This is a genomic window from Pectobacterium betavasculorum, assembly GCF_000749845.1.
GTDB classification, from domain to species: domain Bacteria; phylum Pseudomonadota; class Gammaproteobacteria; order Enterobacterales; family Enterobacteriaceae; genus Pectobacterium; species Pectobacterium betavasculorum.
In genome coordinates, this window is sequence record NZ_JQHM01000010.1 from 50,453 (window position 1) to 66,871 (window position 16,419).

Here is a 16,419-nt window from a genome sequence, read left to right on the forward strand (position 1 = left end):
CATTCATTTAGGATGAATGGCTACGACATTTGGTCGAGATGGCGCTCGCCAATAACCGAGAATAACGCTGCCGTTATTTTCCCGCGGAAGCAGCATGGCTAACCTTAGTGTGGCAAATCTGCGAAAGGATATTGCAGTAGCTGATTATGAAAAAACTATTCAGACGACGTTTCGTGATGTGTCAGATGCTCTTGATGCAACGGATACATTACGGCGGGAAGCGTTGGCACAGGAAAGCGCTGACCTCGTTTTTCAAAGAAAATCTGAAGTAATACAAAGAAGGGCGTCCTATCGGAACGTTCTTATACCCCCACGATATTGCTGGTGACCCGTTTCATGGCAGGTTTTGATAGCACCATACCTGATTCCTCATTTCTCTCTGCGTTGTGCTTTTGCGCCAAGTATCTTCTGGAGAGTTCTCCTGCCGGATGATTACTATTTTTTAACCTGAAAACGTCACTTAAAAGATCACTTCACTGCTTTGCTCGGTAGTTTTTGTTATGAAATGCCGAAAATTTTAACCGCCTGGTTAATTAAACTGGTTGTGTGTTTTTTAATAGTATAAAAATCTAATAATTTTCATTAAAAAATCAATGATTGCTAAACTATCTAATATTTATTTCTTAACATGAAAATAGTTTCTTAAGGTTATAGAGATATTTATTCTGCCAAAAGTAAAAAATAAAGAGTGAATGTTTTTACTAAATTAAAATTAATGAGTTATTTTTAAGTTTTGTAATTTATTAGTGGGTTAAGTATTTCGTTTTTAACGAAATTAAAAGGCGCGAAATATATTCTTTTTCCGCCAATTGAAACCCTATGAGTTATTCTATTTTTTTATGGGTATTTTTGCTTAGGTTTAACTTAAGATTTTGTTTTTACTTGGCTTTTTGTTTTAGTGGTTCTATTTACTTGCTCTGCTATATAATCATTGACCATACGTTTATGTTGTGTGTATGATTCAAACTCGAAATATGAATGTATTTTACTTCCTTCTTGGTGTGACTCTTTTACACCGATATAAATCGTAAAGTTACGAATTTATTATGGTTTTTTAACTCAGTTTTAATTTATTTCATCTCGCTGGTCGAAAAACAAATACGTTATTTGTTTGCCGAACTACTGCCGTGCTTATGGTTTTCGGCGGGTTTTTGGTAGGAGTCGACTTTACTTTCCCGGGCTCGAGTGCCCTTACGTTGGTATAGACACATGGCAAAAGGAACTGATGGTGCATCTGTTGCACCAAAGGAACGTATTAATATCAAATATGTTCCGGCCACTGGTGGTCAGCAGGCAGAAATAGAATTGCCGTTAACGCTGATGATCGTGGGAAATATGAAAGGGCGCACAGAGGAAACGCCGATCGAAGAACGTCAGACCGTATCGATCGATAAAACCAATTTTACCTCCGTGATGAAAGAAGCAAACCTGGAACTGAATTTCAGTGTGCCAAATCGCCTTGAAGAAGAAAATCAGGACGATCTGCCAGTGAAACTGAGTATTGGCGGTTTGAATGATTTCTCCCCTGACCGCATCGCCCAGCAAGTGCCTGAATTACGTAAGCTGCTTGATTTACGTGAGGCTCTGGTCGCACTGAAAGGCCCCCTCGGTAATATCCCTTCATTCCGTAATCGTTTGCAGGATCTGTTGTCCAGCGAAGAAGCCAGAGAACAGCTTTTGAAAGAGCTCGATCTGGTGAAACCCGCCGAATAATTGATGTTTACTGACGAAATAGGGAAACGATATGTCAATAATTGAAGAACAGGCTCAGGCAGGGGCGGCCAGCGCCTCTGGATCATTGCTTGATGACATCATGGCTCAAGCGCGCATCAGCCCGGTCGATGAAGGTTATAGCGTAGCTAAACAGGGTATTGCTGCGCTGGTTGCTAACATTCTTGATAGCGGTAATGCAGCAGAACCCGTGAATAAAGCGCTGGTCGATAGCATGATCGTTGAACTGGACAAAAAACTCAGCAAGCAAATTGACGTTATTTTGCATGCGAAAGAACTTCAGGAACTGGAGTCTTCCTGGCGTTCAATGAAACTGCTGGTTGATCGCACCGATTTCCGTGAAAACATCAAACTGTTGGTGTTGCATGCGACGAAAGAAGAGCTGTTGGAAGACTTCGAATTCGCGCCTGAAATCTCACAGTCTGGCTTCTATAAACATGTTTACTCCAGCGGATATGGCCAGTTCGGCGGTCAGCCTATCGGTGGCGTGATCGGTGACTATGCGCTGACGCAAAGTTCACCAGACATCAAACTGATGCAGTATGTCAGCGCCGTTGGCGCGATGGCGCATGCGCCGTTCATCTCTTCCGTTGCTCCGACCTTCTTTGGTGTGGATCGCTTCACCGATCTGCCTTCCATCAAAGATCTGAAATCTGTTTTCGAAGGCCCCGCCTATACAAAATGGCGCGCGCTGCGCGAATCTGAAGACGGCCGCTATCTTGGGCTGACGGCGCCGCGCTTCCTGGCTCGCTTGCCTTATGACCCGGTAGAAAACCCAATTAAGGGCTTCAACTACAAAGAAGATATCAGCACCGATCACGAACACTATCTGTGGGGCAACACCGCCTATCTGATGGGAACGGCGCTGACGGACAGCTTCGCGAAATACCGCTGGTGTCCAAACATCATTGGCCCGCAGAGCGGCGGTGCGATTACCGATCTGCCAGTGCATGTTTACGAAGCCATGGGCCAACTTCAAGCCAAAATCCCGACGGAAGTTCTGATCACCGATCGTCGCGAATATGAAATGGCTGAAGAAGGCTTTATCACGCTGACGATGCGCAAAGACAGCGACAATGCTGCGTTCTTCTCGGCTAACTCGGTACAGAAGCCGAAGGTATTCCCGAACACCAAAGAAGGCAAAGAAGCGGAAACCAACTACAAGCTGGGTACGCAACTGCCGTATATGTTCATCATTAACCGTTTGGCGCACTACATTAAAGTGCTTCAGCGTGAACAGATTGGCTCATGGAAAGAGCGTCAGGATCTTGAGCGTGAGTTGAATACCTGGATTAAACAGTACATCGCCGATCAAGAGAACCCGCCGGCAGATGTTCGTAGCCGTCGTCCTCTGCGTGCTGCACAGATCAAAGTGCTGGATGTAGAAGGAGAACCAGGTTGGTATCAGGTCACCATGTCTGTGCGCCCGCACTTCAAGTACATGGGGGCGAACTTTGAGCTGTCGCTGGTAGGGCGTTTGGATAAGGAATAAGACTCATGCCGTCTCTTTCTGCCTGGGAAAGGGGAAACGCGGCAAGTCTGTTTGATCGTATCCGTGGGGAGGAACGTCGTTCCTCCCCTGAAACGGAAGTTGAAGCACTGATCGAGTCCGTTAAGCGTCAACTGGATAATGTGCTCAACACCCGGCCCGGAAATTGTCGCAGCGCACCTGAGCTTGGCGTGATTGATTTTAATGACGCGACGCAGGGTGGTGCGGATATCCGGGGGAAAATCCGGGAGGCGATCCGACAGTGTATCTGTCGCTTTGAACCGCGAATTGTGCATGTGGATGTCGACGCATCGGACTATTTATTGAATCCGATGGAGATGTCGTTTCAGGTTACCGCCCGGGTCAGATTGGAAGATCTGGAGCAGGTCGCCTCTTTCAATATCCATATGGATAGCCACCGCCATTACAGAATGATCTGATTATGTCACTGGAACATTTTTTCAGGGATGAACTGACCTACTTGCGCCTGCAAGGGCGTGAATTCGCCAAGGCGCACCCTGAGCTTACCCGATTTTTGTCAGAACAAACCACGGATCCAGACGTCGAGCGTTTGCTGGAAGGGTTCGCCTTTTTGACAGGGAGCCTGCGGGCGAAGATCGAGGATGAATTTCCTGAACTGACACACGGTCTGCTGGGCATGCTATGGCCTAATTACCTGCGCCCCGTACCGAGCATGACCATTATGCAGTTTTCGGTACTCCCCGGCGCGATTGCTCAACCCGCGTTTGTTGAGCGTGGCTGTGAGCTAGACAGTCTACCGATTGACGATGTGGTCTGCCATTTTCAGACCTGCCACGATGCCTGGATTTATCCGGCGGATATCCGCGACATCAAGGTACAGAGCGGCAACGATCTTTCCACCATCACGCTGGATATTGGGCTGCATGGTCCGCTATCACTCAGCGATCTGCAACTCGACAAACTGCGCTTTTATCTAGGCGGTGATACCTATACGGCCTACGAACTCTATTTCTGGATCGCCAGCCAGCTTTCACACATTGAGCTGGAAGTTGATGGCCAACGCTTCCGTCAGGAAGCCAGCGTGCTGAAGACGGTCGGCTTTGAGCGCGAAGATGCATTATTGCCGTACCCCGGCAATGTCTATTCTGGCTACCGCATCTTGCAGGAGTACTTTTGTTTTCCTGAAAGTTTTCTCTTTTTCCAGCTTGCTGGCGCAGTGTGGCCGGATCTTCCGCTGACGATAACGGAATTCCGTCTGCATTTTTGCTTTGACCGCCCGCTGCCAGCTGAACTGAAAATCCGTCCTGACTCGTTCATGCTCAACTGTGTGCCGGCAATCAATCTCTTTCAGCACGATAGCGAACCGATCAACCTCAGCGGACGCCAGACGGATTACCCGTTGAAAGCCAGCTACCGCAACGCCGATAGTTTTGAAATTTTCTCTGTGGATAAGGTTGAAGGCTGGGTTGAAGGGAATTCAGGTCGTGCCAGGGGCATTCCGCGCACCTATCAGCCTTTTGAGAGCTTTCAGCACCAAATCGAACGAGCCAAAGGACGGCTCGCGCTTTATTACCGCATCCGGGTAAGAGAAGCCGTCAACGGCAACGGTTTTGATCACATGCTCTCTTTTGTGCGTGGTGATGAGCAAGAAGTGATTGATCTGGACGAGTCCATCTCGGTCACCCTGACCTGTACCAATCGATCGCGGGCGGCACAGCTGTCCGTTGGGGCGATCTGCGTACCAACCGGGAATTCGCCGTCTTTTGCGACGTTTCGTAATTTGGTTCGTCCGACGCGCCCATTACGGCCTGCGATGGATGGCAGCTTGCATTGGACGCTGATCTCCAACCTGTCCCTGAACTATGTGTCGCTACTGCGGCGTGATGCGCTGGTACAGATTCTGCGTACCTACGATTTCCCGGCACTGCACGATAAGCAGGCAGAACAAGCCTCGCGTAAGCGTCTGACGGGTATCGAGTCTATTGAAACCACTCCTATCGATCGTCTGGTTCAGGGGATGCCGGTTCGCGGCTTGAAATCCATCCTGTCGGTACGGCAATCCGCGTTTTCCAGTGAGGGAGAACTCTATCTGTTTAGCACGGTGCTGGCGCATTTCTTCTCTCTATACGCCAGCGTTAACGCTTTCCACCTGCTGGAAGTGGTCAACATCGATAACAAGGAGCGCTACCGATGGCCGGTACAGATAGGTCAACACTCAATGATGTGACGTTCCGTCAGGATGTCTCACGCTTTAATTTTTTCCAATTGGTGGAGTTGCTTAATCAACTGGAAGGCGTGGATCTGGAACAAGAGCTGGATTTTCGCCCTGAACAGGAGCGTCTGCGCTTTCGCTCTACGGCATCTATTGGCTTTCACCCCAGCGATATTTTGCAGGTGGGATGCGATGAAGAGGGGCGTCAGGAGTTGGAGGTCGCGTTTCTGGGCCTGCACGGCAGCCAGTCGCCGATGCCCGGCTATTACCTTGAAGAGTTGGCCTGGGAATACGCGCAGGGCGAACAGAAGCTGGGTGTGTTTCTCGATTTCTTCCATCACCGCTTACTCACGCTGTTGCATCGCGCATGGCGTAAATACCGCTATCACGTCCGCTTTCAGAATGAGGGGGAGGATGGATTCTCTCGGCTGATGTTCGCGCTCGTCGGGTTAGGGAATGATGCCGTGCGCGACAGCCTGCCGGTTAACCGCGCCAAGATGCTGTCCTACGCTGGGGTGCTGGCAAGCCCCAGCCGTTCCCCGGAAGTCGTCGCGGGTCTGGTTATTCACTGTTTTGATCTGGATGACGTCGCCGTCATGGCCTGGCAGCACCGCCGTGTTCCCATTCATGAAGGGCAGCAAAACCGCCTGGGAAAAGGAAACATGATGTTAGGTGGTGATTTTGTTATTGGCGACAAAGTGAATGACTGCGCCGGCAAATTTTTGCTCAAGGTCGGCAATCTCAGCTTTAGCCGCTTTCTCAGCTTTTTGCCCAACGGCGAGCATTTTCAGCCGCTGGTGCGTTTTGTCTCTTTCATTCTTCGCGATCAGTTGGCCTGGGATCTGCGTCTTGGTTTCGCGGAAGGCGAAGCTAAGGGCTTAAGCCTGGGAAGTGAGCAAAGCAGCCGGTTGGGATGGAGCAGCTTTCTCGGGCAGCCACCCACGGACCCCTATGTGACGATTTGTGTGCAGGAGTAAATGTGAACGTAACCCACCCACTCACGTTGGTTGTGCTCAACAGTGAGCAGCTTGATATCAATTCTCAGGTGCAGCACCAGTTCGATCACCGCGGTGGCACGCTGGGCGCATCGGAAAAAGACCAGTGGCAACTGCGGGATCGGCTGGGCTCTGTCGTCCCGGCACATGCTCGTATCGACATGACCGATGGCTATTTCAGCCTGTGCGATCTGAGCGGACAGTCTTTTATTAACGGTTCTCTGTCGCCGATTGGGCGAGATCGCAAAGTCATTCTGTCGCACGGCGATGAGCTGGTGATTGGGCCTTTCCGGCTGGGGGTGTATATCGGCGATCCCACAACGGAACAGGATATTGATCAGGTTTTAGGACAGCGCACGGACGATGTGTTGGGCGGCTGGTTAAGTGAAGATAAAAAAAGGCGTTCTGCGGATCTTACCGATCCTACCGTTGTGTTGAATGACCCGCTGTGGGCGCTACAAAAAGAACAGAGCCAGTCACTTTTGCTATCAGACAATGAGACGGTCGGCGAATCACTTACGGCCTCTCTTTCTTCTTTTTCTTCTGCTGAGGACACCATGGATCAGAAATTTGTCGAATTACCGACTATCAACACACGCTATGCGGAAGATGGGCTAGAAGGGTACAGCGACGGTACTTCGTTGGCGCCACTGATGCGTGGGCTGGGGCTGTCGCTTCAGCCGGGCGATGATGCACAACTACGTGAAATGCTGGAAGAGATGGGAAAAAGTTTGCGCGCCATGGTTGAGGGTTTGCTGGCATTGCAGACAGAACAGGCGGCACTGGCGGACACGCACTTACGCCCGATTGAAGATAACCCGTTACGTCTGGGGCTGGGCTATACGGATACGCTGTCGGTGCTGTTTGCCGAAGGGAAAAGCCCGGTTCACCTGTCTGCGCCAGCCGCGGTGGAAGAGGTATTAAACAATGTACGGGTGCATCACATCGCGAACCAGCAGGCGATTGCCGTGGCGTTGGAAAATATTCTTCAGGCCTTTTCGCCAGCCGCACTGCTTAGCCGTTTTGAACACTATCGTCGCAGTGGCGAACCACTGGCGGCAGATGACGGCTGGGCGTGGCAGATGTATCAGCACTACTACCGAGAATTGACGTCACCCCGCCAGCAGGGTTTTCAGAAACTGTTCCATCAGGTGTATGCGCAGGCATATGACCGTGCCGTGCGTCAGCAGCAGGAGCAAAAATAATGCTGCGAGCATTGTGCTTATGTTCCCTGATGTTTCTGCTATCGGGGTGTACCACGCTGGGCAAGATGGCGCAGGTGGCGGCGAATCCTGATATTCAGGTAGGTAGTAATAATCATCAGCCTTCTACCGTGGGTTTTAGCCTGCTGGCGGAACCGGACGTTAACCCGAACGACAGCGGTGAAGCCGCCCCTATTGAATTCCAACTGGTTATGCTGGCGGAAGATTCGCGTCTGTTAGCGACCGATTACGACCAGATCACCACGGATATCGAAAAAGCGTTAGCCAAGAATTACATCAATCATCAGGACTACACGCTATTGCCGGGGCAGTTCAAATATCTGCCGCCAGAAGCGCTGGATGAAAAGGTGCACTACCTCGGTGTGGTGGCGCGATATGCAGATTCAGAAAGCGCGGAGTGGCGCAAAGTCATCAAGCTAAAGAATACCGGACAGACGTATCAGATCCTCGTGCACCTGCGCCGGGATGAAGTCGAAATCCAAAAAGACCAAGAAGAAGAATAATTATGTCGAGTCGCAATCGCATTATCTGGCGGGAAGGTTTGTTCATTAAACCGCAGCATTTTCAACAGCAGCAAAGACACACCGATTACGCACTGCATGCACGTCTCAGCGCTCTCAGTGATTATTTCTATGGTTTGCAGTCGCTGGCGATTAATGAGGAATACCTCAATTTTGGCCGTATCGCGCTGGTTAACGCCAGCGGCGTGATGCCTGACGGCACCGTGTTCAATATTCCGGGCGATGATGCCCTTCCGCTGCCTTTGGAGATCACCGACGTCGCGCTGGCAAACCAGAAAGTGTATCTGGCATTGCCGCTGGCGGTAAATGGCGTCAGTGAAGTCGGTCAGCCGGGGCAGGGGATCGCCAGCCGTCTGCAATCGCACCGGCATGACGTGCGCGATCTGCACAGCGACGGCGGTGATATCGTTTCTCTGGAGGTCGGCAAGGTCAGCCTGCGCCTGATGCTCGATCGAGACGATCGCAGCGCCTATGCCTCGTTGGCGATTGCCAACATTCTGGATAAGCGTCCTGACGGCGGATTGATTCTGGATCCTAACTTTATGCCGTGCAGCATCAGCGTTACCGCGATCCCTGCCTTAAAACGCTTTTTGGGCGAATCTGCGGGTCTGGTTGCTGAACGCGCACGCAGTCTGTCGCAGCGTATTGCTGCACCGGGACAACAGGGCGTGGCGGACGTGGCCGAATTCATGATGCTGCAATTGCTTAACCGTGCTCAGCCTAAGCTGTCGCATTTGGCGCGCCTCGGCACGTTGCACCCTGAACGCCTGCACGAAACGTTAGTTGAGCTATGCGGCGAACTGATGACGTTTACCGATGAATCGCGTCTGCCGCCGGAGTTCCCCGCCTATCGCCATGAACACCAGCAGACCAGTTTTGAGCCACTGATGATGTCGCTGCGTCAAGCTCTGAGCACCGTGCTGTCGCCGCGTGCCGTCTCCATCCAACTGAAGAAACAGCCGTATGGCGTGATGGTGGCGATGGTTGGCGATGCGGAATTGATGATCAGCGCCGAGTTTGTGCTGGCAGTGCGCGCGCGTATGCCGCAGGAGCATCTGCGCAAACAGTTGCTGCAACAAACGAAGATTGCCTCCAGCGAGAAGATCCGCGAACTGATCAGCCTGCAATTGCCGGGCATCCCGCTGCTGCCGCTGCCGGTTGCACCGCGTCAGTTGCCTTATCACGCGGGGTACAGTTATTTCCAACTGGACAGGCAAAGCCCTGCCTGGCAGGTGCTGGTGTCTGGTAATACGCTGGCGTTCCACATTGCTGGCGAATTCCCGGAACTGGATATGCAGCTTTGGGCCATCCGCGGCCAGTAGTCAGGAGAGGAAAAGATGAGCATCGAGGTTATTAAAAATGGTCAACTGGGCGATCTGCTTTTTGATCACGCCCGACAGCTGGATATGGATTCCGACTACTGGTTTCGCCTGCGTGGACAAAGCATTAACCCGATGGTTGATGCGGTCACACCGCTGCTGGGCATGGTGGAGCGAGTTCGCCAGCTCTCTGCCTATGACGGCGTGGAGGATCTTTATCAGCGCGTGGTATCTGAAATTCAGGCTATTGAGCAGGAACTGCATTCTCATGGCTATGAAAACGGCGTGATTTTGTCCTTCCGCTACATCCTCTGCACCTTCATTGATGAAGCCGTGATGGGACGGGAGTGGGGCGGGCAAAGCATGTGGTCGGCACATTCCCTACTGACCCGTTTTCACAATGAAACCTGGGGGGGCGAAAAGGTATTTGTCCTGCTGGAGAAGCTACTGGACGATCCCACCCGCTATCGTGACATCCTGGAGTTTATCTACCTTTGCCTCTGTCTGGGCTTTGAAGGGCGCTATCGGGTGATGACACAGGGGCGTGAGGAGTTGAACCGCGTCGTGAGTAAGTTGCATGACACGCTGCGCCCTGAGCCTGCTCATTCGCCGACAGTATTTCACCTGAATCTGGGGCAACAAGCCTCGCGTTATCAACTGCGCAGGCAGGTGTCATTACGCACGCTGTTTATCGGTGTGTGTGTCGTTCTGGTCGCCGCATTCGGCCTGTACCGTTACGAGCTAACTCATCAAACCCAGGACGTACTGCGTCAACTGGGAGAATTATTACAATAACAGGAGCTACACCGTGATTCGAATTGAACTGCCGACACTGGTTGAACGACTCAACCCAGTGTGCCGTCATATGCTGGAAGAAGCGGCAGCACTCTGTATTCAACATCAGGGTGCGGAAATCCGCATTGAGCACCTGTTGATGAAAATGCTGGAAACGCCGCTGTGTGATGTGCGCCAGATTCTCAAGCGTGCTGGCGTCGATGCGGATGAGCTGTCTTCGTTGCTGCTACCTTCCTCCGTAGATAAAGAATTTGATGCGGGCTATCCCTCATTCTCTCCTCTGCTGGTGGAATGGTTACAGGACAGCTGGCTGCTGGCCTCGGCTGAATTCCAACATGTGCGCCTGCGCAGCGGCATCTTGCTGCTGGTTTTGCTGCTGACGCCAAATCGCTATGTGGCAGGCGCGATTTCCCGCCCGCTGGCACAGATTAACCGTGAGCTTTTACGTCAGCAGTTTGATGAGTGGGTGAAGGACTCTGTTGAAACGGAAGTCGCGGTGCAGTCTGCCACGGCGGAACAGGCTGTCGCGGCAAGCACACAGCTGTCTCGCTATACCCAAAACGTTACTGAGTCCGCCCGACAGGGGCAGTTGGATCCGGTGCTGTGCCGCGATCATGAAATCGATCTAATGATCGATATTCTCTCTCGTCGCCGTAAAAACAACCCGATTGTAGTGGGGGAAGCGGGCGTCGGTAAAAGCGCGCTGATCGAAGGGCTGGCGCTGCGTATTGTGGCGGGTGCTGTACCGGAAAGATTACGTGATGTAGAGCTGCTTACGCTCGATCTGGGGGCGATGCAGGCTGGTGCATCAGTTAAAGGCGAATTTGAGAAACGCTTCAAAGGTGTGATGCAGGAAGTGAAGGATGCGCCACGCCCGATCATTCTGTTTATCGATGAAGCGCATACGCTAATCGGCGCTGGGAATCAGGCGGGCGGGCTGGATGTATCCAACTTGCTCAAGCCAGCGCTGGCGCGTGGTGAACTGCGTACCATCGCGGCGACCACCTGGAGCGAGTATAAAAAATACGTCGAGAAAGATGCGGCGCTTTCCCGTCGCTTCCAGCTTGTCAAAGTCGGCGAACCGAATGCGGAAGAAGCCACGATTATTCTGCGTGGGCTGCGTGGCATCTATGAAAAAGCGCACGGCGTTCTGATTGATGAAGATGCGCTTCAGGCGGCGGCGCAGTTGTCGGCGCGCTATATCTCTGGTCGCCAACTGCCCGATAAGGCGATTGACGTGCTGGATACCGCGAGTGCGCGCGTGGCGATTAACCTGACGACACCACCGCGTGCGGTCAGCCAGCTACAGACTCGCCTGCGCCAGCAGGAAATGGAAATCACCCAGCTTGAGCGTCAGGCGCGCATCGGTCTGGGCAATACCGAAGAGCGGTTAGTCGAACTGCGCGACGCCCGCGAAGCGGGGGCGGCATCGCTGGCACAACTGGAAGCCGATTGGCAGCAGCAAAAAACACAGGTTCAGCGCGTGATTGAATTGCGCACGGCGCTGTTGGATGACGAGCAAACCGTCGACTTTGATGCGGTATCGGCAGCGGCAGAACTGGCTACCTGTGAGCAAGCGTTGGAAATACTTCAGCAAGCTTCCGTACTGGTCTCTCCCCACGTCGATAAAATGCAGATTGCGGCAGTGATTGCCGAATGGACGGGCGTGCCGCTGAACCGAATTTCACAGGGTGAAATGGATGTCGTCACGCGCCTGCCTGAATTCCTGGGTGAGTCGATTAAAGGGCAGCAGTTGGCGATTGCTCAATTGCATAAACACCTGCTTACTGCGCGTGCGGATCTCCGTCGTCCGGGGCGTCCGCTAGGCGCTTTCCTGCTGGTAGGGCCGAGCGGAGTCGGTAAAACGGAAACGGTGGTTCAGATTGCCGACCTGATGTTTGGCGGACGTAACTATCTGACTACCATCAACATGTCGGAATATCAGGAAAAGCACACGGTTTCACGCTTGATCGGTTCACCTCCGGGCTACGTCGGATTTGGCGAAGGGGGCGTGTTGACCGAAGCCATCCGTCAGAAGCCGTACTCCGTGGTACTGCTGGATGAAGTAGAGAAAGCGCACCCGGATGTTCTGAATTTGTTCTATCAGGCGTTTGATAAAGGTGAACTGGCCGATGGTGAAGGCCGGGTTATCGACTGCCGCAACGTAGTGTTCTTCCTGACGTCCAACCTCGGGTTCCAGACGATTGTTAACTACGCTGAACAGCCAGAGGTGTTGCTGGATGCGCTCTATCCCGAACTGGCGGCTTTCTTCAAACCTGCGCTGTTAGCACGTATGGAAGTCATCCCTTATCTGCCGCTGGCACATGACACCATGGTCGAGATCGTACAGGGCAAATTGTCGCGTCTGGTTTCTCTGCTGCAACAGCGCTTTGGTGCGGAAGTCATCATCGAAGACGAGGTGCCGGAAGAAATTCTACGGTTGGCAAACCGCAGCGAAAACGGAGCGCGTATGCTCGAATCGGTGATTGATGGAGCCTTGCTGCCACCCGTTTCGCTACAGTTGCTGCAACGTATGTCGGCGGGTGAACCCGTCAGCCGTATTCATTTCCGCGTCGAAGCCGGCCAGTTCCAGACTGAGGTGGAGGGCTGAGTATGCAACATGCCCTCGAACTGGCGCTGGCACTCACCCGACAGCATGATGAAGCCAGTCTGTGTGACTGGCTGCTGGAGACGATGCAGGCTGCCTGGCAGCCGCAAGGAATGCTGTTGGGGATGGTGGATGTCAGCGGCAGGTTACTGACCTGTCAGGGCCGGGTGCATGAGACGCCAGTGGCGCTGAGTCTGGGGGTGGATGATTTTAGCCACCCGCTGGCTTATGCGCTGCATAAGAATCAGGCACGCACCTGGGATTCTCTCTATGGCGGTGCCCGCATTGAGCACCATGAGTTTCGGCAGATGCTGGTTTCTGTTGGGACGAATTGCGGGCTTCACGCGTTGCCGCTGCTGTCGGACAGCGGTAAGCCGCTGGCGGTATTGGCGCTGTTGGATACGCCGACACGCCTGCGAACGCTGCATCAGCAAGGGGAATGCGAGCGGCTGGCGCAGGTGTTTTGCCGGCAGCTTATGCTGTTGCGTGAGCTGCTACACACCCGACGGGAACAGGCCGCGTTAAGAGATTCACTCCGCCAGATTAAGCATGAGGGACAGAGTCGCCGCGAACAGGAAACGCGGGTGGAAGCCACTCTGATTGGCCAGTCTGTGGTGATTAAAGAGCTGCATCAGCAAATTTATCAGGCGGCAAAACACCGCCTTTCGGTGCTAATTCAGGGCGAAACCGGTTCAGGGAAGGATGTCGTGGCGCGCTTGCTTCATGAGTGTTCCGAACGTGCCGACAAACCTTTTATTGCTATCAACTGTGCCGCAATTCCCGAAAATCTGATTGAAAGCGAACTGTTTGGCTACCAGAAAGGCGCGTTCTCCGGCGCACAAAGTAACAAGATTGGTCTGGTCGAGCAGGCTAACGGCGGAACCCTGTTTTTGGATGAAGTCGGCGATATGCCGCAATCCATGCAGGCCAAGCTGTTAAGGGTATTGGAGACGCACAGCTTCCGTCCTCTGGGAGCGGAGAAAGAAGTACATTCCGATTTCCGCCTGATTGCCGCGACCCATCAGCCGCTGGAACAGCAGGTGTCTGACGGCGTATTTCGGCAGGATCTCTATCATCGCCTTTGCCAGTGCCTGTTGCAGGTCGCCCCGCTGCGCGAGCGGCCGGACGATATTCGTCTGCTGTGCGAGCACTTCATCGGTCAATTTGCAGATAAACAGCAAAAGCACGTTGGGCCATTGAACCGCGCTTTCCTACGCCAACTGGTGGGGTATGACTTTCCCGGTAATGTGCGAGAGCTACGTAACCTGCTGGAAGTCGCCTGCGCACATACGCCGGACGGTGAAGCGCTGTCTCTGACATCGCTGCCACCTGAACTGCGCGATCGGCTGACGAGCAGTTCGGCTGAAGACCAGGATTGTTATCAGCACATCCACGATTTGCGTATAGCCACACAGCGGTATGAAGCCGCTGTGATTGAGGCTCGCCTGCGCCAGTTTCAGGGCAACCGTCTGCTGGTGGCCGACAGCCTCAATATCCCTAAACGTACTCTTGACCACAAATGCCAGAAGCTGGAGGTAAATTGATGTTTCTGACGATGGCTCCCCTACTGTTGGCAACGGCCGCGACGCCCGATCCTGCCTGGCAGTCGTTGTGGGAACAGTGCCGCAATGAGAAGGCTACAGAGCTCCGGCTGGCCTGCTATGACGCGCTGGGGCGGGAAGTTGAACGCAGCGGCACGCTGTCTCCGCAGAGCGATAAAACAGCGGCTGGCGGAATGTTTCAACTGGGACGAGAAGCGGACAGCGGCGATATGACGCTCACCCGTGTGCTGGCTGATGGCAATACGCTGGTGATTAGCTGTGCCAGCAATATTACACACCTGCGCATTACCCTCGGCACCCCCTGGGCTGGTGAGTCCGTCACGTCGCAGCTTGATGGTGTAGCGGTGTCTGATAGCTGGTTTATCCGTAACCGCGGGCTGCTGCTGGAGTCAGGGCGCGGCCTGCCAGCGATTGATGCGTTAAAGCGCTGGATTGGGCATCGTGAGCTGGTACTTAACGGCACTGACGGTCACGTGCTGCGTATCGAACTTGCTGGGTTAGGCGAAGCAGTAGCACCGCTGCGTCAGCAGTGTCACTGGTAAAGGAGGTGTTCATGCATGCACATCCCTGGTGTAAACGTCTGCAAACCTCATTGCCGGATGAGATGTTGCGCGCGGCGGTATTGGCTGACGATCCGCTCTGGGAAAAGGTAGAAACGGAGTTGGTCAAGCTAGGATCGCTGGCTCATAACCAGGTCGATCTCAACGTGGTGGCGGGTTATTGCCTGACGTTACTGGAAAGCAAAACCAAGGACATGCGGGTGCTGGTGCAGCTATTGCGCTGCTTACAGCACCCGGCTAAAGCGGCATCGTTGTCTACCGCGCTGATGCTGCTGGATAGCTGGCTGGAGAGTTACTGGGTCACCGCCTGGCCTGCCAGTCTGGTGCAGAAACAGAAGTTGATGATCCAGATTGTTCGCCGTTTTGAGAGCGCGATCCCTCGCATTGCAGAAAGTGCATCCAGCACCGAATTGGAGCAATTACAGCAGTTAATGGAGCAGGTAGCGACCCGTTGGGGCGAACTGGCCAGCGACAAAGCGGCGCTGATGGAGGAACTGGTACAGGGCTTTAAGCGTGCCAGACAGCGGCAGCAGGCGCAGGAACAGGCGAATCAGACGGCGAAACCGACTCCGATAGTCAGCGGTAGTGGTAGCTCAGGCGGTAGTGAAACCAGCGGCGGTACTGCCTCGACGCCAGCCAGTTCGGTGGAGATTAATTCATCCGATGAGCGCAGTTGGCGACAAACCCAGTTGAATGTCGCGGCGCTGCTGGTTGAACGTCATCCTGATTCACCGATGGGCTATCGTCTGCGCCGCCATGCTATCTGGTCCGGTATTGCTACACCGCCGATGTCGTCGAAGGGGCATAAAACGCAACTGGCACCCGTCTCGTCAGACCGCGTGGATGAATACCAAAGCGCGCTGGCACAGGCTGATTTGGCGCTGTGGGAACGTATAGAGCAGAGCCTGATGCTGGCACCTTACTGGTTTGATGGGCACATGCTGTCTGCTTCTGTGGCCACCAGACTGGGATATACCTCTGTTGCCACCGCGATAGCTGAAGAGCTGTCTGCGTTTATTCAGCGTTTACCGGAACTGCGTGAACTGGCGTTCAGCGATGGCGCGCCATTTTTGACCGGAAAGTGTAGTCAGTGGTTGCAGTCCAGCCAGCCCGTTCGCGGCGGTGGCGGCGCGCGGCAGGACGATTTGGCGACGGAGGCAGCCGCCTGTCGGGATGAGAACGGTATCGGTGCGGCCATGCTGTTGCTGGATGAACGAATGCGCCGGCTGAAAGAACCACGCGATCGCTTTTATGCCGAGTTGGTACTGGCGGATTTACTCGCCGAAGAAGGGATGAAATCACTGGCAGCACAGCACTATCAGCACATGTGGCAGGAAAGCCAGCAATTGGGCCTGATGCAATGGGAACCGGGAATGGTCAGCCGCGTGGAGCGGTTGGCTGCATCCCGCAAAAAATAAGACA

14 protein-coding genes are annotated in these 16,419 nt (G+C 53.4%); all 14 read left to right on the top strand.

Going from position 1 to position 16,419, the window contains the following annotated elements; genetic code table 11:
* The first annotated feature begins 67 nt into the window (after window positions 1–67).
* The 14 genes from KP22_RS21955 (at window position 68) to tssA (ending at window position 16,415) form a co-directional block, all read left to right on the top strand.
* Complete coding sequence (locus KP22_RS21955) at window positions 68–328, top strand: TolC family protein (protein WP_269321079.1); 261 nt, start codon at window positions 68–70, stop codon at window positions 326–328.
* Between the two features lie 881 nt (window positions 329–1,209).
* The gene (tssB, locus tag KP22_RS16440; protein WP_039325245.1) at window positions 1,210–1,713 is read left to right on the top strand and encodes a type VI secretion system contractile sheath small subunit; all 504 of its coding nucleotides are present in this window, start codon (window positions 1,210–1,212) and stop codon (window positions 1,711–1,713) included.
* A 31-nt stretch (window positions 1,714–1,744) separates the two neighbouring features.
* The gene (gene tssC, locus KP22_RS16445; RefSeq protein ID WP_039307979.1) at window positions 1,745–3,223 is read left to right on the top strand and encodes a type VI secretion system contractile sheath large subunit; all 1,479 of its coding nucleotides are present in this window, start codon (window positions 1,745–1,747) and stop codon (window positions 3,221–3,223) included.
* Window positions 3,224–3,228: 5 nt separating this feature from the next.
* Entirely contained in the window at window positions 3,229–3,660 is a 432-nt protein-coding gene (gene tssE, locus KP22_RS16450) for a type VI secretion system baseplate subunit TssE (RefSeq protein WP_039307976.1), read from the top strand.
* A 2-nt stretch (window positions 3,661–3,662) separates the two neighbouring features.
* Window positions 3,663–5,429, top strand: a complete 1,767-nt coding sequence (tssF, locus tag KP22_RS16455) for a type VI secretion system baseplate subunit TssF (RefSeq protein WP_039307973.1) — start codon at window positions 3,663–3,665, stop codon at window positions 5,427–5,429.
* Entirely contained in the window at window positions 5,393–6,391 is a 999-nt protein-coding gene (gene tssG / locus KP22_RS16460; protein WP_039307971.1) for a type VI secretion system baseplate subunit TssG, read from the top strand. Before tssF ends, tssG begins: the two co-directional genes overlap by 37 nt.
* A gap of 2 nt (window positions 6,392–6,393) precedes the next feature.
* A complete protein-coding gene (gene tagH, locus KP22_RS16465; RefSeq protein ID WP_039307968.1) occupies window positions 6,394–7,614 on the top strand; it encodes a type VI secretion system-associated FHA domain protein TagH in 1,221 nt (406 codons plus the stop codon).
* Window positions 7,614–8,135: a type VI secretion system lipoprotein TssJ gene (gene tssJ / locus KP22_RS16470; RefSeq protein ID WP_039307966.1), complete on the top strand. Its 522-nt coding sequence runs from the start codon at window positions 7,614–7,616 to the stop codon at window positions 8,133–8,135. The genes tagH and tssJ overlap by 1 nt, the downstream gene beginning before the upstream one ends.
* Window positions 8,136–8,137: 2 nt before the next feature.
* Complete coding sequence (gene tssK / locus KP22_RS16475; protein WP_039325246.1) at window positions 8,138–9,475, top strand: type VI secretion system baseplate subunit TssK; 1,338 nt, start codon at window positions 8,138–8,140, stop codon at window positions 9,473–9,475.
* Between the two features lie 15 nt (window positions 9,476–9,490).
* Complete coding sequence (gene icmH / locus KP22_RS16480) at window positions 9,491–10,267, top strand: type IVB secretion system protein IcmH/DotU (protein ID WP_039307963.1); 777 nt, start codon at window positions 9,491–9,493, stop codon at window positions 10,265–10,267.
* 13 nt (window positions 10,268–10,280) lie between these two features.
* Window positions 10,281–12,878 (top strand): type VI secretion system ATPase TssH, encoded by a 2,598-nt coding sequence (tssH, locus tag KP22_RS16485; protein WP_039325247.1) that lies wholly within the window; start codon window positions 10,281–10,283, stop codon window positions 12,876–12,878.
* A gap of 2 nt (window positions 12,879–12,880) precedes the next feature.
* Entirely contained in the window at window positions 12,881–14,419 is a 1,539-nt protein-coding gene (locus KP22_RS16490) for a sigma-54 interaction domain-containing protein (protein ID WP_039325248.1), read from the top strand.
* Window positions 14,419–14,979, top strand: a complete 561-nt coding sequence (vasI, locus tag KP22_RS16495) for a type VI secretion system-associated protein VasI (protein ID WP_039307957.1) — start codon at window positions 14,419–14,421, stop codon at window positions 14,977–14,979. The genes KP22_RS16490 and vasI overlap by 1 nt, the downstream gene beginning before the upstream one ends.
* A gap of 11 nt (window positions 14,980–14,990) precedes the next feature.
* Window positions 14,991–16,415, top strand: coding sequence for a type VI secretion system protein TssA (gene tssA, locus KP22_RS16500; protein ID WP_039325249.1), 1,425 nt, complete (start codon window positions 14,991–14,993; stop codon window positions 16,413–16,415).
* The last annotated feature ends 4 nt before the right edge of the window (window positions 16,416–16,419 follow it).